The 23,856-nt window shown below is 34.1% G+C and carries 5 protein-coding genes; all 5 read left to right on the top strand.

What is annotated here, in order from left to right; genetic code table 11:
• Window positions 1-14 precede the first annotated feature (14 nt).
• The 5 genes from ACECE_RS0218555 (at window position 15) to ACECE_RS0218535 (ending at window position 23,688) form a co-directional block, all read left to right on the top strand.
• Window positions 15-827, top strand: a complete 813-nt coding sequence (locus tag ACECE_RS0218555; RefSeq protein WP_010249960.1) for a CPBP family glutamic-type intramembrane protease — start codon at window positions 15-17, stop codon at window positions 825-827.
• Window positions 828-895: 68 nt separating this feature from the next.
• Complete coding sequence (locus tag ACECE_RS0218550) at window positions 896-1,735, top strand: type II CAAX endopeptidase family protein (RefSeq protein ID WP_010249956.1); 840 nt, start codon at window positions 896-898, stop codon at window positions 1,733-1,735.
• Complete coding sequence (locus tag ACECE_RS28080; RefSeq protein ID WP_010249954.1) at window positions 1,722-11,189, top strand: HAD-IIIC family phosphatase; 9,468 nt, start codon at window positions 1,722-1,724, stop codon at window positions 11,187-11,189. Before ACECE_RS0218550 ends, ACECE_RS28080 begins: the two co-directional genes overlap by 14 nt.
• Before the next feature lie 12 nt (window positions 11,190-11,201).
• Window positions 11,202-22,136, top strand: coding sequence for a non-ribosomal peptide synthetase (locus ACECE_RS29600; protein WP_010249951.1), 10,935 nt, complete (start codon window positions 11,202-11,204; stop codon window positions 22,134-22,136).
• A gap of 103 nt (window positions 22,137-22,239) precedes the next feature.
• Window positions 22,240-23,688, top strand: a complete 1,449-nt coding sequence (locus ACECE_RS0218535; RefSeq protein WP_010249949.1) for a glycosyltransferase — start codon at window positions 22,240-22,242, stop codon at window positions 23,686-23,688.
• Window positions 23,689-23,856: the final 168 nt, after the last annotated feature.

The raw sequence follows: 23,856 nt of genomic DNA, 5'->3' as shown, positions 1-23,856 counted from the left end.
GGAGGATGTAAAAAATGAAAAAGTTTATGAAAATGGTTTTATTTGTTGCCTTGTTTGTTGTAATACCAATGGTATCAAATCTTTTGGTTCTTAGGGTTATAAAGGATGTTGCATTTATTAATTCCATACGTGAGGAAACTCCAACTTCTGTTTTTGTAATTTTGGATATTATCTCAATGAGTCTATTAGCATTATTTGTAAAATATGTTAGAAAGGAAAATCCTATTACTTTTGCAAGCATTAAAAGAATTACATTTTTAAATGGGATTACTTGTGCAGGAGTCGGAATTTTATTGGCTGTTTTTACAAATTCATTAGTAAACATATCTGGGTTCAAAATGGCATCAGTTGGTGGATCTATCGACTGGATATTAAGTGGAAACATTATTTTGGTTTTACTTGTGACGTTGATCAATTCTGCGTATAAAGAGTTTTGCTTCAGAGGACTTGCTTTTAATGAGCTTAAAAGTGTAATACCAGTATCGTTAGCTCTTGTGATTCAAGCTATGTTCTATGCAGGGGAATTGATATACTTTGGTAATTCACCTTCTATAATATTTTATGGGTTTTTAGGTCAGTTGGCATTTGGATTGGTATTTTACTTTGGCAAATCAATATATTCATCCTTGATAACTCAGGTCTGCTGTAGTACGACGTTAGCATTAATAAGAAGGACAGAGATAAACGGACATTTTACACAAAACTTATCTATTGTATTGTTTTCAGTAAGTATAGCAGCACTTTTAGCAGTTATGGCAATTAATATTCGTAGGGCTGCCAGACAGCAAGAACCTAAGGGTGATTGCAATGTTGTACATCCTTTTTAAGGCAAACTTCATGAAGATATTATAGCAGTGCTGAGCACCATAATAATTATAACAATCGGGAGAAGACCATGAAAAAACATTTAAAAACAACAATATATATTATTATATATCTTATAGCAGTATTTATTCCTTCATATGGGATAGGTAAACTTTGGTTTAGTGGTATTTTGCCTGAAAGTATATCTCAAAAATACTATGATATTATTTCTTTCCTTGCGTTTGTTATTACCATTTCCATATATGAATTGATACTAAAAGCAAGAAAGAAAAGTATAATTAAAACCTGTAATTTCTCTAAGCTTGATTCATCAAATCTAATATTACTTACCATAGCAGGCATTTTAATGGGTACAATAACATGTTTACTTTGTAACACAAACTTTGTTGAAAAAAACATACCGATTTTTGAGCAATTTCTTAATTACCAGGTTTATGGTTATAACAACTTTGTTATTTTTCTAATAATGGTTGCTGTCACGTATGCAATGGAAGAAATGATATTTAGAGGAGTTATATTTAATGAAATAAGAAACAGCATTTCTCTTTACCCGGCAATTATTGTATCAGCCTTACTTTATGGGTTTATAAATGTATTTACAATGGGAATTGCAATTGGAGCATATGCAGCCATAGCAGCTTTGTTATATACATTAGCCTATGTGTTTGCGCGGTCTATACTTGCATCGATAACACTGCAAGTGACAAGTATTTATGTAATAGCAATTTCTATTAAGACAGGGCTTTGGGTTCAACTTAAAAGGGTTGATGATACATACCTTTATATAGGCGTAATTGTTCTTCTGTTAGCAGTTCTGGGCGCCTATAGATACTTATATATTAGAAGCAGAATTAAAAATCAAGATGATAATGAAAAAGAAAAGGAGGAACTGATTTATGCTAAGCCTTAAAGAGCTTTCAAAAGATCTTGGGGAAATGAACATAACTGAGATTAAAGAGCAAAGTATTAAAGACATAGCAATAATTGGTATAGGTTTAAAGCTGCCTAAGGCAGACAGTGTAAATCAGTTCTGGGAAAATCTCAAAGATGGGAAAGACTTAATATCAGATCTTCCGGAGAATAGAAGAAAAATGGCAGAAGCCTATCTTGACTTCATGGGAAAAGATACTGATACCTTAAAATTTAAAAGGGGATCTTATATCGAAACAATTGATGAGTTTGATTATGGTTTCTTTAATATTTCTCCAAAAGAGGCAACCTTAATTGATCCGAACCAAAAATTATTTCTTGAAATAGCATCTAAAGCTATTGAAGATTCCGGATATGGCAACGGAGCTTTGAAGGGGAGTAAAACAGGAGTTTATTTTGGCTTTGTCTCTGATCTTGGATATCAAAGGCTTATCCAGGATATAGAGCCGGCCTCTGCTGGTAGTGCTATACCTGGTAATATGGCATCTGTTATTCCAGGAAGAGTTTCGTATGTTTATGATTTAAAAGGTCCTAGTGTTTTGGTAGATACTGCGTGTTCATCTTCACTGGTTGCTATCCATACAGCGTGCAGAGCAATGCGAAATGGAGATTGTGAAATGGCCATAGCAGGTAGCGGGAAGCTAAGCCTAATGCCGTTAGAAGACAATAACATGCTTGGAATAGAGTCAGATGACTATATGTGCAGAGCCTTTGATGATAGCTCAACTGGTACATGCATGGGTGAAGGTATAATGGCTATAGTATTAAAGCCATTATCAAAAGCGATAAAGGATAAGGATAATATATATGCTGTTATAAAAGGAAGTGCTGTAAATCAAGATGGAAGTTCTATCGGAATAACAGCACCAAATGCTCTTGCACAAGCGGAGGTTTTGATAGATGCCTGGAAGGATGCTGGAGTTGATCCGGCCACAATAAGCTATATTGAAGCTCATGGAACTGGCACAAGACTTGGGGATCCCATTGAAATTGATGGGATCAAAAGGGCATTCTCAATATATACCGATAAGAAGAAATTTTGTGCCATAGGATCAGTAAAGACAAATCTTGGGCATTTAGACAGTGCAGCAGGTATGGTTGGGTTAATCAAGACAGTACTTGCATTAAAAAATAAAAAGCTCCCACCATCACTACATTTTAAAACTCCAAACAGGAATATTGACTTTGAAAATTCGCCTGTTTATGTAAATGATAAGTTAAATGATTGGCAGGGCGAACAGCCTAAAAGAGCTGGAGTTAGTGCGTTTGGCTTGAGTGGTACAAATTGTCATATTGTGTTGGAAGAAGCACCTTGTGTAAAACCAGATAATATAGACAGTGATGCAGATAAAATACTTTGCTTGTCAGCTAAAGGGCCTGATGAATTATTGAGTTTGCTAGAAGAGTATTTGACATTTATGGAAAGTGATTTGAATCTTTGCACTGATGATATGTGTTACACAGCTTATACCGGCAGAGGGCATTATGAATTTAGATTGGCTGTCATTGGTAAAAAAGTTGCTGATTTTATTGAAAAACTGAAATTTATAAAAAGTTTTGGTTTGAAAACCTACATAGATGATGGAATTTATTATGGCGAAATAAATAATTTATGCAATCAAAAGACTCACTCTTCAGGTGAGATTAATGAAATTTGTAAAGCTTATGTTAATGGAGAGATCATTGATTTTTCATTATTGTATACTTCAAGGCCAAGGAAAATGAGCATTCCCACATATTCATTCAGCAAAAAGAAATGCTTTATTAATATTCCGGTGGGTATTAAAAAGAAAAATACAGGTTGTGTTAATCGTGAAGCAATAGGGGATAAAACAAGCAAGGAAGTAGATGCAGAATTAACACAGGCTTTTGATGTTTTACTGATGGGAAGACCGGAAAATGATTATAGTGAGGAAGAGATTAAAATAGCAAATGTTTGGGGCAAGGAACTTGGCTATAATGAGATTGATGTAACAATGAGTTTTTATGATATGGGTGGCGACTCAATAATTGCCATAAATATTGCAAATCAGATAAATAAATATATCGGATGTAAAATAAAAGTTACAGATATCATGAACTACGATACCGTTGAAACTCTTACGAAATATATATCTGAAAGCAATAATAAAGAAAGAGATAATAATATTCATAAAAATTTAGATAATAAGGGCCTCGTAAATATTCCATCCGCCCCATTAAATGAATTTTATCCTATGTCATCTTCACAAAAGAGAATTTATATTTTAGAAAAGCTTCAAGGAAGCAGTACGAGCTACAACATACCATTAGCTTTGATTATTGAAGGTATCATTGACAGAGAAAAATTTGAAACATACTTTAAAATGCTTGTAAACAGGCATGAAGCTTTTAGAACAGCCTTCCTTACTGTAAATGATGAGCTGGTTCAGAAAATACACAATAATATAGATTTTGAAATGGGATTTATGGATGGGGATGAAGAGAATACTGACAACATAATTAAGAGCTTTATTAATCCATTTCAATTAGAGAAAGCACCGTTGTTTCGGGTGAGTCTTGTTAAATTTAGCGACAGAAGACATCTTCTTATGCTTGATATGAATCATATTATTGGGGATGGGGTTTCACTGGGAATAATGATAAAGGAATTCCTCAGCCTTTTAAATGGAGAAAATTTATCGCCTTTAAAAATTCATTACAAAGATTATGTAGTATGGCAAAACAGCTTAACTCAAAATGAAAAATGTCATGAAGACTTTTGGAGAAATATATTAGGTAAAGATTTGCCATTACTTAATATGCCATTGGATATAGCTCGCCAAAATGAAAGGTCCTTTGCCGGATCAAAAATTAAATTTAGTGTATCCAAAGATAAAATGGAAAAGGTAAACATGTTATCGAGGAACATTGGAATAACATTAAATACTTTTGTATTTGCTGTATATTCTCTTCTTTTATATAAGTATTCAGGTCAGAATGAGCTTGTACTGGGGACCACGGTATCGGGAAGAGAACATGCAGATGTTTCAAATATAATTGGTGTTTTCATTAATTTTCTGCCAATTTGTATAAACTTTGATGAAGAGAAATCTTTTGAAGATTTTGTGCGCGATGTGAAAGAAGCTTTATATCTTGCATACGAACATCAAAGCTACCCATTTGAAAAAATGGTTGAATTGCTAAGCTTAAAACCAGATATTTCGAGGAATCCCATTTTTGATACCATGCTGATTTTTCATAATGAAAATGAGTATGTGGCGGTAGATGGCATTGAAGTAGGTGAGTTGAAATTTAAAAGCTATGACTTCCAATATAATACTTCAAAACTCGATTTTAAAATTGATGCTTATCCTGTGCCAAATGGTGAGCTTTCATGCGTTTTGGAATATAACACAAGTTTATTTTGTGAAAGCAGTATGAGCAAGTTTGCACAAGATTTTGACAGGTTAATAGATATCGTGGTATCTGATTTTGATATTCATTTAAAAGCAATTGAATTATTTGATGAATCAGAAAAAAATGACCTTGAAAGAAAGAGACAATTAAACTTTAAGGCTGCTCCTTTGGATGTGGTTGTTTGTGCAAGCTTTACAGCTGAACCAATTGAAGATTATTTAAAATGGTGGTGCAGTAAATTTGGAGTTGAGACCAAAATAAAATTTGCACCATATAATCAAGTTTTTCAACAGCTTTTGGACCCTGCAAGTCTTTTGTATACCAATAAAGGGGTTAACGTCCTATTGGTAAGATTTGAGGATTGGATTAGAAATCTCAATGGAAGTGATGATATAAAAATAGCGTGTCTTGAGGAGAATTACCAAAATCTAATCGAAATTATGAGAAACTGCACTGATAAAATGAGTTGCTATATTGGATTGTTTTCAGTATCGACTCACCTTGATCTAAGCACTAAAGTCATAGATTATATTAAAAATCTGAATATCAGATGGAAAACTCAAGTGCAGGAATATGAAAATGTAACAATAATTGATTATTCCAATCTGGATAAAGAATATGATATTTTTGATGTTTTTGATTTAAATAAGGATAAAATAGGGCATTTACCATTTACAGATGAATATTTTGCTGCTATGGGAACTTATACAGCAAGAAAAATATTAAGTAAGCATAGAAGGCCTTTTAAAGTAGTTGTTTTAGATTGTGATAATACACTTTGGAAGGGCATCTGCGGCGAAGCTGGAGAAAACGGTGTAAAAATCCATCAGGAATATATTGAGCTTCAAAAATTCATGGTGGACAAATATGAAAAAGGAATGCTGCTTGCTATTTGCAGTAAAAACAATGAGCAGGATGTCCTGGATGTGTTCTCAAATAATCCTGATATGGTTCTAAAAAAGCAGCATTTTGTAAGCACAAGAATCAATTGGGAATCAAAAGCTAAAAACATAAAATCACTTTCAGAAGAATTAAATCTTGGATTAGACAGCTTTATATTTATAGATGATAGTCCTTTTGAATGCGAGAGTGTAATGAAAGAGTGTCCATCTGTGCTCACTATTTTACTTCCGGAAGATACCACACAAATACCTGCTTTTTTAAATCATATTTGGGCTTTCGATATTGAAGAGATAACTGCTGAAGATCGTGACAGAAGTAAAATGTATATGACGGAAAAAAGTAGACAGGCTCTAAAGAATGTTGATTTATCTGTAGAGGATTTTATAAAAAAACTTGAGATTAAAGTAAGTATAAATCCTATGGAAGAGGACCAGCTAAAGCGAGTATCTCAGCTTACACAAAGAACAAACCAATTTAACTTAAGTACTATAAGAAGATCTGAAGAAGAGATAACAGCACTACTTTTAGACCCTAAAATCAAATGCTTTGCGGTTGAAGTTTGGGACAAGTTTGGAGATTATGGGCTTGTTGGAGTTGTTATTACAAAAGAAGGCGAAAAAGATTTATTTATAGATACTTTTTTACTTAGCTGCAGAGTACTTGGAAGAGGAATTGAAAATGTAATTTTAGATTTCATGGGAAATTATTGCAGAGAAATGGGAATAGAAAATGTAGTTGCTATGTTTAATCCAACGCAAAAGAATGCGCCTTTTCTTGAGTTTTTGGAAAAGTCAGGATGGAAAAAATGTGACAATTCAAATCCTCATATTTATGCTCTTGAGGTAAATTCTATCCCTAAACCTAATGATAATATTTCATGTTTTTACGAAAGAAGACCAGAAGTAACAAATAACATTAATAAGAAGGATACAGTTTATACTTTAGATCATATTGCTATAGCTGTAAGAGATATTGGAAAAGCAAAAAAATACTATGAGGCTCAAGGCTTTTATTGTGGTGAAAATGTTTATGATCCAATACAAGATGCATCTCTTATGATATGTACAAGAGATGGATGTGACAATATAGAACTTGTAGCTCCTTATGACCAATACTCTCCTGTAAATAGAATGTTGGAAGATTGTGATTCAAATTTATATCATTTGTGCTACAGAGTAAAAAATGCAGAAACCTTTTTAAGTGAACTTTCTCTTAAAAATATAAATTATGAGATTATAAAAGAAGCTGAGGAAGCAGTTCTTTTTAATAATCAAAAAGTAACTTTTATAAATGTCAGTAATTTTGGATTGGTAGAGCTCCTTGAAATGGGAGATGATTATTTTGAAATGACTAATAATGATGAAAAGTTAAGTGTTGCTCAAATAGTTGTTAAAAATATTTCAAAAGCCATGGAATTTTTAAATCATATGGGATATACCCAAAAAGAAAGTTATATCACGTCTGGTCATGAAAGTGAAATATATAAAAAGATAGATGCAAAAGAGTATGATTTATCAAATGGGAACTTTGAGTATGAAAAAAATGCCGCTGGAAAAACTCGGGTTATAAAGCTTTGTATGAAGGGTTCTGGGAAAATTGAACTTATTGTTCCTCAGGATAATTCATCAAATGAACATTTGTTTTATGAGAAAAAAGGAGCCCATTTATACAATTTGTATTTAGAAGCTGGTAAAGTGAAAAATGAGGCTTATGAAAGCATATGGGACGTAGATACAAGTAATACTGATTTACTGCACAATAACTATTTGCTAGCTCTTCATAACCACTCTGCAAAGAAACTTATGAGTATTCCGGTATATATGGTTGATGAAGAAAAAGTAATAAGAACAAACTATGAAGCACCAATAAATGAAATAGAAGAAAGACTGGCTAAGCTTTGGCAGCAGGTTCTTGGCATAGACAAAGTGGGTGTAAATGATAGTTTCTTTGCATTAGGAGGACATTCGTTAAAAGCTACCACTTTGATTTCGAGAATTAACAAGGAATTTGATGTAGATATTTTACTTTCAGATATTTTTAAAATGCCAACCATAAGACTTTTCTCAAGATGCCTGCAAGATGCTATGAAGAGCAACTATTACAAAATAGAACCTACAGCTAAAAGAGAATATTATCCTGTTTCATCATCACAAAAACGGATTTTCTTATTAAATCAAATAAATCCACAAGATACTGCTTATAACATGGCTTTTGCACTTAGCATCAGCGGTAAAGTAGATAAGGTGCAATTTGAAGAAGCGTTTAAAAAAATAATTAATAGACATGATGTTTTAAGAACTGAATTCTATTTTGTAGATGGTAAGCCTGTACAAAAAATATTAGATAATGTGGAATTTTCAATTGAAGAGATAGAGCCTAAAAAAGAAGAAAATATAGATGTACTTCTTAGTAGTTTGATTAAGCCTTTTGATTTGAAAAAAGCTCCTATATTTAGAGTATGTCTTGTAAAAGTAGACGATGAAAAATATATATTATTTTTTGATATTCATCACATAATAGCAGATGGTGTGTCTTATAAAATACTCCTGAATGAGTTTATAGATAATTATATGTCAAAAGATCTTGCAAACCTAAGAATACAATATAAAGATTATGCACTCTGGCATAACGAGCTTATTGAAAAGCATATGGGTGAACAGGAAAAATATTGGCTGGATACATTCAAAGAAAAAGTAATGCCATTAAATATGCCGTTAGACTATAGACGTCCACATAAAAGGACTTGTCAAGGCGAAAATATAGAGCTTGTTATTGAAAAAAGGCTTGCTGATAAAGTAAAGGAAGTGGCGCTAAACCATAAAACGACCCCAAATGCAGTTCTGTTATCATGTTACTCTTTGCTTCTTTCAAAATATACAGCTCAAAATGATATAGTAATAAGCTCTTTAACAGCTGGCAGAAATCATATGGATTTAGAAAATCTAATCGGTGTTTTTATAAATTATATTCCAATTAAATTCAGTGTAGCTAAAGATAGCACGTTTAATGAGTATTTGAGTTTTGCCAGTGATGTGGTTATGAAAGCTTATGATAACCAGGATTATCCGTTTGATAAATTATTGGAAAAGTTGTCGTATCAACTGGACAGTTCCAGAAATCCTTTGTTTGATACAGCTTTCATATTGCATAATCAGTTTGATAAAAATGAAAAAATACAAATAGAGGATCTTGTTTTCTGTGAATACAAGATTGATCAAAAAGGTGCACTACTGGACTTTAAGGTAGATGCATATTTCAATGATGATGAGGAAATTTGCTTTACATTGCAATACAATACAGATCTTTTTAGAAAAGTAACCATGCAAAGCTTTTTAAAACATTTTGAAATGCTTTTGGATAAGGTTTTATTTAAGCCCGATTTAAAACTTGGTGATATTTCGTTATTTACAAATCTGGAAGAGAGATTCTTTGAAGAAAGAAGAAAGCTGAATTTTATTTCAGGAAACCAAGAAAACATAGCCTTCTTAGACAACATTTCAGGTTCAGCAGAAGTAATAAAAACTGATACAAATAAAGATAATATTGTGAAATATGATGCGCCAGTTACAGATACCCAAAAAAAGCTTTCAAGGATTTGTCAAGAAATTTTGAGAATTAAAAACATAGGTATAAACGATAATTTCTTTGATGTTGGTGGAGATTCTTTAAAGGCTACAAGTCTTGTTTCAAGAGTATTTAAAGAATTTAATAAAGGCTTAACGCTTACAGACATATTTGATATGCCAACTATAGAAGCATTAGCTAATTATATTGAAGGCTTGGATATGACGTACTACAAAAAGATAGACAAAGCTGTTGAAGTCAGTTACTATCCATTGTCAAAAGCACAAAAACGTATGTACCTTTTAAACCAGATTGATAGCAGCAGCACTGTATATAATCAACCTGTAACACTTGAAATAGAAGGGGAACTGGATCTTAATCTATTAGAAACAGTATTCAATGAATTAATCAGAAGGCATGAGTCCTTAAGAACATCATTTGAAATAGTAGATGATATGCCAATGCAAAGGATACATAAGGACTTTGACTTTAAGATAAACTTTATAGAGAACTTGGAAGATGATATACAGACTATTATCAGGAAATTGATTCTTCCCTTTGATTTAAAGAATGATGCACTTCTTAGAGTAAATGTTTTAAGGGTTTCTGAAAATAAGCATATTCTTATTTGTGACATGCCACATATTATTTCAGATGGAATTTCAATAAACATATTAGTGAAGGAATTTATTACCATGTACAAAGGTTATAGCCTTCCAGAACTGAAGCTGCAATATAAAGATTATTGCCTGTGGCAAGTTCAGCATCAAAAGTCATCGACGCTTAAGCAACAGGAAAAATATTGGATTGAAGCCTTTAAAGGAAAGATTCCGGTTCTTGAGTTAAAGTATGACTATAAAAGACCACCTATAAAAAGTTTTGAGGGCGATAATTTTAGCTTTGAAGTGCCAAAAGAAATATTGGACAGTATAAAAACAATAGCAAAGGACTCAGGATCAACTTTATTTATGGTATTGCTTTCGGTTTTTGGTGTATTGTTATCAAAGTATTCAGGACAGGAAGAAATAATTATAGGTACACCATCGGGTGGAAGAACACATCCAGACCTTCAAAATGTTATCGGAATGTTTGTAAATACTCTTGCAATTAGAAGTTATCCAAAGGATTCAATATTCTTTAATGAGTATCTGGAGGAAGTCAAAGAGACGACATTAAAAGCCTTTGAAAATCAGGATTATCAGTTTGAGGATATTGTAGAAAAGCTTGATATACCAAAGGATTTTGGAAGGAATCCATTGTTTGATGTTGCATTTGTTCTTCAAAACAATTACACAAACGAAGAAGAGATAAATGATCTAAAGTTTATACCATATAAACTGAAAAACAACATCTCAAAGTTTGACTTAACCTTGCAAGCTGAAGAACATGAGCAAAAACTTAATTTAAACTTTGAGTTTACAACAGATCTCTTTAAGTTAGAAACCATATCTATGATGGCAAAAGATTATCTTTTACTACTAAAGACTGTGTCAGATGGCAAAAAAATTAAAATAAATGAGATGGAAGTAACTAACGGATATAAGAAACGCGAAAAAGTCATAAAAGAAGAAATTGAATTCGTTTTCTAAGGAGAGAAATGTATGAATAATATCAATTTAAACAGCAAGGAATTGTTAAATGAAAGCAAATATTGGAGTGAAAAATTATCAAAAGGTTTAGAACTAAGTTCATTTCCGAAAGAAACAAAGACTGATGAATCCTTTGAGAAAACTAATAGTATTTTGCTTTATAAAATTGATAATGAAATATCCGAAAGTGTATTAAGGATGGGTAATGGGCAAGGATATGCTGTGTATGTTATTTTACTCTCTACCATAAACTATATTTTAGCAAGATATAATTCTTGTGAGGATATACTTTTGGGAATGCCTTGCCTTAAAGGTGAAGAAGATGACGAAGAATTTTTGAATGTGCTGATATTAAGATCTTTTGTTGATGAAGACAAAAGCTTCAAAGAGTTTTTACTTGAGATAAGAAATACAGTTAGGGAAGCAGATAGCAACTCGAATTTTCCCATTTGCAAAGCACTTGAAATCCTCAACGAGGATAAAGTCGATATAGCATATGTCCCAACAATGATACTACTTAGGCAGATTCACAATAGTGAAATATTAAAAGAGATACACTCTGATATGGTTTTCACTTTTGATATTGAGGAGTCAAATATAGAGCTTTGCATAAATTATGATGGTAATAAGTATCCTACATGGATGGTAGAAAAGATTTGCAAACATCTCAACAGGGTTTTAGGGATAGTTACAAAAAATCCAAGTGTATTATTAAAAGAAATAGAAATACTTGATAAAGAAGAGATTTATGAGCAATTGTATACGTTTAACGATACTATGGCAAGCTATCCTTCTGATATGACCATAAGCAAAATATTTGAAAGACAGGTAGAGAAAACACCTTATAATACAGCCGTTTGTTTTGGTGATGAGGAAATTACTTATATTGAGTTAAATGATAAGGTAACCCAATTGGCTTTATTATTGAGAGAAAGAGGAGTTACAAGGGATTATATTGTTGGGGTTATGATGGACAAATCTATTGAAATGATTGTATCCCTCCTGGCTGTATTAAAAGCTGGAGGAGCATACTTGCCAATAGAGCCTGATCTGCCAAGGGAAAGAGTTTTATATATGCTCAATGACAGTAAAGCAAAATATCTTATAATAAACGATTCTTCTTATTTGGACGAGGATCTACTTTGTAATTTAAATGATAATATTACTGTGTTTAACTTATCGGACAAAGCTTTGTTACATTACGATAGAGATATTAATGATAAAAGTATTTTGGATATAAATACACCCTCTGATTTAGCGTATATAATTTATACATCCGGTACTACAGGACAGCCTAAAGCTGCGATGATTGAACACAGAAATCTTATAAGACTTTTATTCAATGAAAAAAATCTTTTTAATTTTACACAAGATGATGTATGGACAATGTTTCATTCCTTCTGTTTTGATTTTTCGGTTTGGGAAATGTATGGGGCACTCCTTTATGGAGGAAAGTTGGTCATTGTGCCAAAAAGCATCGCAAGAGAACCTTTGGAATTTTTAGAAATCCTTAAACAGCAGAAGGTTACAGTTCTAAATCAAACACCTACAGCGTTTATGGGACTTAGTACGGCTATAGCGTTTGAAACTAAAGAGTTAGGTCTTGCTTTAAGATATGTCGTTTTTGGTGGAGAAGCGTTAAAACCTGCTATTTTAAAGGAATGGAAAAATAGATGCCCGAGTACTAAATTTATAAATATGTATGGTATTACTGAGACTACGGTGCATGTAACTTATAAAGAGATAACAGATTTGGAAATACAAAAAAATATAAGTAATATTGGTAAGCCGATTCTAACTTTGACTACATATATCATGGATGCAAAACAAAGACTTTTGCCAATAGGAGCAGTAGGTGAATTATGTGTAGGTGGAGATGGTGTGGGAAGAGGATACTTGAATAACCCCGAACTGACTGCAACAAAATTTATTGAAAACCCTTATAAAAAGAATGAACGCTTATATCTATCAGGTGATCATGCGCGTTTGCTTCCAAATGGAGAAATGGAGTACTTTGGAAGGATCGATGGACAGATTAAAATAAGAGGACATAGGGTTGAGCTTGGTGAAATTGAAGCCGCATTATTAAGCATTAATGGGATAAAGGAAGCTACTACTGATCTAAAGAAAGACAAAAATGGTGATAGTTCTATTGTTGCATATATAGTTGTACAAGAAGATTTTGATATCTCAGGATTAAAGTTGGTACTTGGCAACAAGCTTCCTTCCTACATGATACCTTCTTATTTTATGAAGCTTTCAAAGCTGCCTATGAATAAAAACAATAAGATAGATAAAAGAAATCTTCCACTGCCAGATGAGCAACTAGACTCTGTTGAGATTGAGCCTTGCAGAAATAATATTGACAAAGCTTTGGTATCAATTTTTGAAAACCTTTTGAATATCAAAAAAGTAGGTATAAATAGTAACTTCTTTAATAGCGGCGGGGATTCTATGAAAGCAATTTCTCTTGTAAGCAAGATAAATAGAGAACTAAATACAAATATACAAGTAAGAGATATATATTTAAATCCCACTATAAAAGGATTATCAGACTCACTTTTAAATAAAGATTTTGATGGGTTGCAAAAGTTATTAAAAGACGGCAATGACGAGATTGAAAAAATAAAAAATGTAATACTAAAAGATGATGCTGCCAAAATAAAATTACCAACTGACTTTGAGGATTTTTATCCATTAAGCGCTATTCAGAAAGGTATGGTATTCTTCACTAAAATCAGGCCCGACGAACCAATTTATCATGACCAGTTTCCGTATTTCATAAAGCTTGAAAACTTTAATGGAAATATTTTAAATGAAGCTATGAATATCTTAATTAATAGACATCCTATTCTAAGGACGAGCTTTATAGCTGATGAATTTATAGAGCCTGTTCAAGTTGTACATAAGTCAAATAGTGGTTTTCTACCACGTATAAATGTGATAGATTTAACAGCTCATGAAATAGAAATGCAGCAAAAAGAAATATATGAATATATGGAACATGATTTATTAAAAAGGTTCAGCTTTAATAACGATCCTTTGTGGAGGATGGCATTATTTAATCTTGGTGACGACAAATATTGTATCATTTTTTCATTTCAACATGCGATATTAGATGGCTGGAGCGTAGCAAGCCTTACAACTGAACTTTTTTACCTGATAAAATGCATTGTAAATGGTGAAAAAATTGTCTTGCCGGACATAAAAGCTACATACAAGGATTATGTATCATTAAGCTTAAGTAAAAAAGTTTCAAATGAGGTTAGGAGCTATTGGAAAGATACTTTGTGCGGTTATAAAAAAACTAAACTTCCTTTTAATATTTCAAGCAAAAAAATCAACAATGTTAAGGGGATTAAAATTAAGAAGGGTGTTTTAGATAATAATCTGTTTATTGCCCTTAAAGCCAAAGCAAAAGATTTTGAATGTACTGTAAAGGATCTGTGTACTTGCGCGCATTTCTATCTTCTAGGGATAACTTCAACAGACACTGATATAATTTCCGGGGTTGTAACACATGAGAGACCTGCGATTTATGACAGTGAAAAAGTCTTGGGGTGCTTTTTAAATACAATACCATTACGGATCAAGCTAAAAGAAAATATTGGTAAAATCGAGCTTTTAAATATAGTTAAAGACTCATATAGAATTGCAAAAGCAAATGAACTGTTTTTGGGAGATATTGCAAGCATTATAAAAGATAACGACAGAAGTGGTAATCCTATTTTTGAAACATTATTTAATTTTACAGACTTCCATGTACTTAAAAGCATAGATGATAATGAAAATCTTTATGATTTGGAGAATATGCCTCAAATATCATCGAATGAAATGACTAATACTCTTTTGGATTTGGAAATTTCAAATACCCTTGATACATTTTACATGCAAATAAAATATTCACCCAATTATTTTTATGACGAAGATATTGAAATCGCATTTTCATTGTACATTGATATATTAAAAGAATTCGCTTATGGTAAGGAGGCATATCTAGATCCTTCAAAGCTGGTTTCAAAAAGTGATTTTAATAAGAGGGTTTTTGAGTATAACAATACTAAAACTCAGTATGATAAGGAACAAACATTAAAGGGTTTGTTTGAAGGATATTCAAGAAATAAACTACCCTTTAACATATCCAATAATAAAGTAAGCAATAAAACCGGAAGCGCAGTTTTAAAGATGAATCTTGCCGGAAGCCTTTTAAATTCACTTGAGGAGGAGGCAAAGACCTATCAATGTACATTGAAAGACATATGTTTGGCTGCGCATATATACCTTTTGGGGATACTATCTACAGAAACGGATGTTGTAACCGGAGTTGTAACCCACGACAGGCATGTTATGGAAGACAGCGAAAATATTTTGGGATGCTTTCCAAACACAATACCTATCAGGGTTTCAACGGAAAACAGGATTGGAAAACTTGAACTTATAGAAAGAGTTAGGGACAGCTATTGTAAAATAAAATCTACTGAACTTTTTCTGTCAGATATTGCTGATATTATAGGAGAAAGTGGAGTTAATGGCAATCCTATATTCGATACCCTCTTTAATTTTATCGATTTACATGTGTTAAAAAGTGTGCCAGATATTGGGGGCGTTGAGCAGGCTGACAGCGGTATCAAGACTTTTACAAATGAAATGACAACTACTTTTTTTGATCTGGAGATTTCAAAAATACTGGATGCATTCTCAATGCAAATAAAGTATTCGATGAAATACTTCTACCCAGAAGAAATTGAGACGGCTGCTGATTTATATGTGCGTATACTTGAGGTGTTTGCAAACCAAGACTGTGATGAGTTGAGTTTGGAGGATGTAATAAATCCTTTGCAGCTAAAGGAAATGGTATACGATTTTAATAATACTGAGTTGCCTTATGCAAAGGAAAAAACTATGTATAGCTTGTTTGAAGAGCAGGTTGTGAAGAACTCCGGTAATATTGCTGTGGTGGTAGATGACAGGCAAATGACGTACAGGGAATTGAATGAGAAAGCAAACAGGTTGGCCAGGTACCTGATAGATAAAGGAGTTAAGAATGGAGATTTGGTAGGTTTAGTGGTACAGCGTGACTTTGAAATGATTGTGGGAATGTTTGCTATATTAAAATGCGGAGGAGCTTATGTTCCTATTGACCCTGCATACCCTGCTGCAAGGCAGGAGTATATTCTCAGAAACTCAAATGTGTCTGCTGTTTTGGTAGATTGTGATTATGAGATAGATAGCTTAAATATTATAAAAATCAGCAGTGATGAAGTAGAAGCTTACTCGAATGAAAACCTTGATATAAAGAAAGATTCCAGAGATCTTGCCTATGTAATTTATACTTCAGGTTCCACAGGAATGCCAAAAGGAGTAATGATAGAACATCATAGTGCAGTAAACCTTATATCATGGGTAAATAGAGAATTTAATGTAAGCAAAAAAGACTCTTTTTTATTTATTACTTCAATGTGTTTTGATTTATCTGTTTACGATATATTTGGGATATTAGCCGCAGGAGGCAAGGTGGTAATTGCTAAGAAGGAACAGGTTCAGGAGCCTGATGAGCTAAAAATGCTGCTTTTAAAGCACAAAATAACCTTCTGGGATTCAGTTCCATCCACAATGAATTATCTTGTATCTACTCTTGAGGATAAGGACAACGCATACCTCCAGGAAAATTTGAGACTTGTATTTATGAGTGGGGATTGGATACCTGTACAGCTTCCTGATAAACTTGTAAATTTCTTTCCAAATGCCCGCGTGATTTCATTAGGTGGTGCTACTGAAGGTACGATATGGTCAATATATTATCCTGTTAAGGGAAATGAAGGCTCTATGAAGAGTATTCCTTATGGAAAGCCTATGGACAACAATACTTTTTACATACTGGATAATGAACGTAAGCCATTGCCTAAAGGTGTAGCTGGAGAACTATATATAGGAGGAGTGGGTGTAGCGAGGGGATATATAAATAGACCTGATCTGACAAATGAAAGATTTGTTCCTGATCCATTCTATAAAGGTAATATGATCGAGTCTCCAATGATGTACAGGACAGGTGATTTAGGCAGGTTCTTACCTGATGGGAATATTGAGTTTTTAGGAAGGATGGACTACCAGGTAAAAATAAGAGGATACAGAGTAGAACTTGGTGAGATTGAAAACAAGCTGCTTTGTCACGAGTTGGTTAAGGACGCTGTTGTAGTTGATAAGACCGATTCTTCCGGGAATAAGTACCTTTGTGCCTATATTGTATGGGAAAAAGAATGCACTGTCGCAGAAATGAGAAGTTTCCTGTCTGCTGAACTTCCGGAGTATATGATACCTACTTACTTTGTAGGCATAGAAAAAATTCCGCTCAATTCAAACGGAAAAATTGATAGAAAAGCTCTTCCGGAACCGGGTGAAAATATTTGTACAGGCAAGGGTTACTTACCTGCTGAAACCGAAACGGAGGAAAAACTTTCAGCTATTTGGAGAGATGTTCTTGAGATGGATCAGATAAGCGTTGAGGATAACTTTTTTGAATTGGGAGGGCATTCGCTGAAAGCTACTGCAGTTACTTCAAGGGTTAATAAGGTTTTTAATGTGGAATTGCCGCTTGTTGAATTTTTCAGAACACCTACGATCAGGGAACTTTCCGCATACATAGACAATGCCTCTGAAAGTAGGCATAAAACAATAAAACCTTCCGAAAAGAGGGAGTTCTATCCTGTTTCTTCGGCACAACGAAGAATTTATATAATAGACAGGATTGACAATTCAAAGGCTGTATATAATATACCCGGTGTTTTAGTTATTGAAGGAGACTTTGACAAGAACCATTTCGAATCTGTAATAATGAAATTGGCGGCACGGCACGAAGCGTTCAGAACACAGTTTGAAATTGTGGATGGGGAGCCGGTGCAGAGAATAGTAGGAAACGTTGATATACCAATAAGCTATATTGAAGGACTTGAGTGTGATGTTGAAACTGAAATTTTTAAATTTTTAAGACCGTTTGATTTGAGTAAAGCACCGTTGTTAAGAGTCGGAGTAATGAGAATCAATAGCCAAAAGCATGTATTTATGTTTGATATGCACCATATCATTTCGGATGGAACTTCCATGGGGATTTTGATCAACGAGTTTATAAGTCTTTATAATGGTGAGGCTTTAGCAGATGTCAGCTTAAGATACAGAGATTTTTCCGAGTGGCAGAATAGGATTATTAAGAACGGAGAATTGAAAAAGCAGGAAGAATACTGGCTTGAAAAGTATTCTGGCGAAATCCCGGTTTTAAATCTTCCATTGGACTATCAAAGACCTGCAATTCAGAATTTTGAGGGAGCTGCAGTGAGTTTTGAAGTCGGACCTGAACTTCTGGCAAAGCTGAAAAAGGCTGCAGGAAGCGGCAAGACTGTATTTATGGAGCTGCTGGCTGCGTATAGTATTCTTTTGTCTATGTATTCGGGTCAGGATGATATTGTAATAGGCTCAACTATAGCTGGAAGACATCACGCCGATTTGCAGAACATAATAGGAATGTTTGTAAATACACTTGCAATCAGAAACAAACCATCGGGAGATAAAACAATTGCTCAATTCATGGATGAGGTAAAGGAAAATGCCCTTGAAGCATACGAAAACCAGGATTATCAGTTTGAAGAACTTGTCAGCAGATTAAACCTGGAAAGAGATTTAAGCAGAAATCCGCTTTTTAGTGCTATGCTTACAATGCAAAATGCAGATTTCAAAGGCCGTGAGATAAATGGACTTAAGTTTAAGCCATTTTCAATGGAGCGCAAGACTGCAAAGTTTGACCTTTTACTTGAAGCTATGGAAGTAGAAGACAGGATTGAATTTACCCTTGAATATGCTACAAGCCTTTTTAAACGTGAAACAATAGAACAAATGACACAGTATTTTATTAGGATACTTGATGCAGTTGCATCCGATTCCGGTGCAAAGATTAAGGATATAGATCTGCTCTCATCAAGTGAAAAGGAAGCTGTCGTTAGCAATGTCAATATAGCTGGAAATGGGGAGAGATATAAGACAATTCATGAAATGTTTGAAGAACAGGTTATTAAAACGCCGGATAAGACAGCTTTGGAATATGATAATAAAAAATATACTTATTTAGAACTCAATGAAAAAGCAAATCGATTGGCATGGTTTTTAAGGGAAAAAGGTTTGAACCCGGGTCAGCCTGCCGGAATTATTGCAAAAAGGTCTTTTGAGTTTGTAACAGCGGTTTTGGCGGTATTGAAGGCTGGAGGATACATTCTTCCAATTGATCCGGAATACCCGGAAGAACGTATACAATATATGTTAGAGGATAGCGGAACCGGGATTTTATTGACCCAGGGTATTTTAAAGGAGGGTGTTGATTTTAATGGTCAAATTCTAAACCTTGAAAATGCTGATATCTTTACAGGGTCTTCTAGTAATCCTGAAAATCTGAATAATCCAAAGGATCTGCTTTATATAATTTACACTTCAGGTACTACAGGAAAACCAAAGGGAGTAATGATAGAACACAGGAACATGGCAAACCTCATGGATTTCCAATACAGCAAAACGAATATTGATTTTAGTAAAAAAGTGCTGCAGTTTGCGACTGTAAGTTTTGATGTATGTTACCAGGAGATATTCGGAGCGTTGCTTTCGGGCGGAGAGCTTATAATAGCAGGAGAAGAAGAAAAGAAAGATGCAGAAAAACTGTTTAAGTTTATTGAAGAAAGAGATATAAAGGTGATATTTTTACCTACAGCCTTTTTAAAGTTTATACTTAATGAAAAGAAATATGTTGAAATGCTCCCTAGATCAATTGAGCATATCATCACTGCGGGAGAACAATTGATTGTGAATGGTGAGCTTAAAAGCTTCATGAAGTCAAACGGGGTTTATCTCCACAACCATTATGGTCCTTCTGAAACTCACGTTGTAACAACCTACACTATGGGGCCTGAAGATGTGATACCTGATATACCACCGATTGGCAAACCTATATCAAATGTAGGTATATACATACTGGGTAAAAATGGCAGGATGCAGCCGGCAGGAATTCCCGGGGAAATATATATAACAGGTGCTGGGACAGGAAGAGGATACATAAACCTGCCCGACCTTACAGCAGAGAAATTTTTGGACGACCCATATGTGGTGGGCAGTAGGATGTACAGAACAGGAGACCTTGCCAGGAGATTGCCTGACGGTAATATTGAGTTTTTGGGAAGGGCAGATGACCAGGTTAAGGTAAGGGGCTACAGAATTGAACTCGGTGAGATTGAAACCCAGCTATTAAAACACCCCTTGGTAAAAGAGGCAATAGTAATTGTAAAAAAAGACCGCAATGGCGAAAAATATTTGTGTGCATACATTGCGACAGAAGAAGAGGTTAATGTAGCTGATATTAGAGGTTATCTCCAAAAGGGATTGCCGGATTTCATGATACCTTCAAGGTTTATCTCCCTTCCGAAGATGCCTCTTATGAAAAACGGAAAGGTTGATAGGCAGGCACTTTTGAAGTTTAATGATACTATTGACTTAGGAGCCGAATATGTGGCGCCAAGAAACAAAAGAGAATGGGATTTAGCAGAGATTTGGAGTAACCTTCTTGAGGTAGATAAGGTAGGAGTCTATGACGAGTTTTTCCTGTTAGGGGGAGATTCCTTAAAAGCTCTTAAAGCTGCCAATGAGGCAAAACTAAAAGGCCTTGAAATATCTATTGCCGACATTTTCAGATATAAAACAATTGCAGAGATTATTGAAAACACAAGTGCAGTTGATTTGGAAGTTGTCACTCCCATAATACCTGAAGAGGAAAAGCAGGAGGTCTATAAAACAGAGAACTGTTGGCATCCTTCCTCGATGTATGTAAAAAATGAAGAGCATGTTAAGGAACTTAAAATTGAGCTTCAAAGGGAAGTAACATTAAATGGTCATCGTGCACTGCCTCTATGTATGATCCTTACTGATCCAAAATTACATACATGGTATTTTCAGCACTATACAAATATATTTTCCGTTATTGACAACAATGACTATATTACGCTTGAGTATCTTGAGACTTGGGCTCCATATCGGGATGTCATAAACGAAATTTCATTGGGAGCACCTCTTTTGGAAAAAGAAACCGATATTATAGGATTTATCACTGACAAAATAAGCCGCGGCTATTATCTCCATGTAGCAATTGATGAGTATTATATTCCGGGAAAGGCACGGTACAAAAAAACTCATTACCTCCATCATACCCTTGTTTACGGCTACAACAACATTGAAAGGCAGTTTAATGTAATCGAGTATGACATAGGAGGTGTTCTTAACAAGCATATTTTCAGTTATGATTCGGTAAGCAAGGCCTATGAGAAGGGAAAAGAACATTATAATGAACCGGCATCATCGTGGGCATATGAGTCAGCAGTCCAGATCTTTTATATGAACAGGTTTGAATGTGAACATCCTTTCAGGCTTAAAAGATTTGCACATGATATAAAAAATTACTTGTATTCAAAGGGCGACGACTCCATAGTTTACTACTGGAAGATGTCAAAAGAGCGCATTAATTATGGTTTTGCTGTGCATGATGTTGTTATTCGAGCCCTTCATGGATTTGTTGAAGGTAAGTTTTTAACTGACTATAGGGCTGTGCATATGCTCTCAGAGCATAAGAAAGGCATTGCTACCAGGTTGAATTTTATCATGAACCGGTTTGAACTTCATGATATTCTTCTTGAAAAGTATGAAGAGTATCTGAAGGTAGTTGAGGAGTTTAACAACATTCGTCTTAAGTTTTTTGACTTGCAGTACAATATTTCACAGGAGCGAATTGAAAAATCTAAGTTAAAGCTTAAGGTCGAAATAGAAAATTTGATCCAAGCCATTAATTCGGCAAAGAAAAGAGAATGGTCTGTACTTAAGGAGATATATGAAATACTTATAAGCATTGCCGATGAAAGCCAAGATTAGAAAGTAGCGATATAAGGGAGATTGCAAAATATTAGACTTTGTTCATTTTAAAAATAAAGGGACATAAGAATTGTATACTTGCGCTTAGGGGGAGAACTTATAAATGGAAACTATTAAAATTGTTTCAGCATCTGATGATAGATATGTTCAGCACCTTGGAATTATGTTGACATCACTCTTAATGAATACGGATTCACGGGAGAGTCTGGAGTTTTTTGTGATTGATGGAGGTCTGACAGATAAAAATAAAGAAATCTTAGCATCCATTGTCGGAAAATACGGCTTGAAAATGCACTTTTTGCATCTTAATCCCGAGCGGTATCAATCGTTTAAGGTGATGTCCTATTTTGGGCAGGTAACGTTTTTCAGAATTTTTGTAACAGAACTTTTTGATCCTTCAGTAGAAAAAATTATTTTTCTTGACTGTGACATGATTATAAAAGGTGATATTGCAGAACTTTGGGAAACGGATGTTTCAGGGTATTACGCGGCAGCTGGTGAGGATGTGGGTATAGAAAATGACGGATTATTTGGGACTCAACATAAAAGAAGTCTTGGTATAAAGCGCAAATCAAAGTATTTTAATGCCGGAGTCATGGTGATTAATATGACTATGTGGCGTAATCACAACATACCGGGTCAAACCAGCGATTACCTTTTAACCCATCGAAACGAGATAAAGTTTCCCGATCAAGATGCCTTGAATGCTGTTTTATGCGACAAGTGGAAGCTCTTACATCCTAAATGGAATCAGGTGGCTACTTTGCAGTTGTTTTATAAGAAAAAATGGGTAATACGGGATGATTTGCTGGAAGCTGTTCATAACCCTGCAATTATTCACTATTCCGAACCTTCGAAGCCGTGGCATTATATGAATCTCCATCCGATGAAGAAGGAATACCTAAAGTACGCGGCATTAAGTCCCTGGAAGGATTTTATTCCTTCAGATCTTAATTTAAAAAACAGGATTAAGAAATTATTCTTGAGAACAAGTTTAGGAGAAGCAGTAACAGGTTATTTCAATATCATTAATTTGTACTATGAAAAAGACAGTGAATCCTTAAGCAAAAGAATGGCGCAATCGCAATTGTTTAAAGCAATGTATTTCGTGTTTTTTCCAATAGGGTGCTTTTATATCAAACATATTTCTAAACTTGCAGGAATGTCCTATTTTATTGAGAGCGGAAAAATTAATATAAATAGCAAAGTACTTTCCAGTATAACATGTGCCGGTTTATCTGTATTTAGATTTTTGATACCCAAACCACGGCGCAATTATTTACGGGAGGAATCTGTGAGCAAAAAACACACATGTCCCTGCTGTGGGTATCAAACTTTTGCAAATGACTGGGATGATGAGGAAATATGCAAAATATGTTATTGGCAGAATGATATTGATCAGTTTACAAATCCCAACTATGATGGCGGTGCCAATGAAGTTTCACTCAGTCAGGCTCGTATGAATTATCTTGAATTCGGAGCTTCTGACAAAAGATATATGTTTGTAGTAGAAAAGCCAACCATTTTTGATATTAAAGAGCACTGTATTTAAAGATCCTTAGTTTGTTTTTTTAGTAAAAATAATTATAGGCATTTGCAAAATGACTTAAAAAATCAGATGTAAAAAGTTAGAAGAGATGTAAAATGGACTTTGATAACTTAAGAGGGATATATGTTAGTGATTTGACTGAAAAACCAGAACCTTGTTGATGAAATTACA

The organism is Acetivibrio cellulolyticus CD2, from assembly GCF_000179595.2.
In the GTDB taxonomy this organism is placed as follows: domain Bacteria; phylum Bacillota; class Clostridia; order Acetivibrionales; family Acetivibrionaceae; genus Acetivibrio; species Acetivibrio cellulolyticus.
Note: the sequence above shows the minus strand (reverse complement) of the source record. Positions and strands in the feature narration are given on the sequence as shown.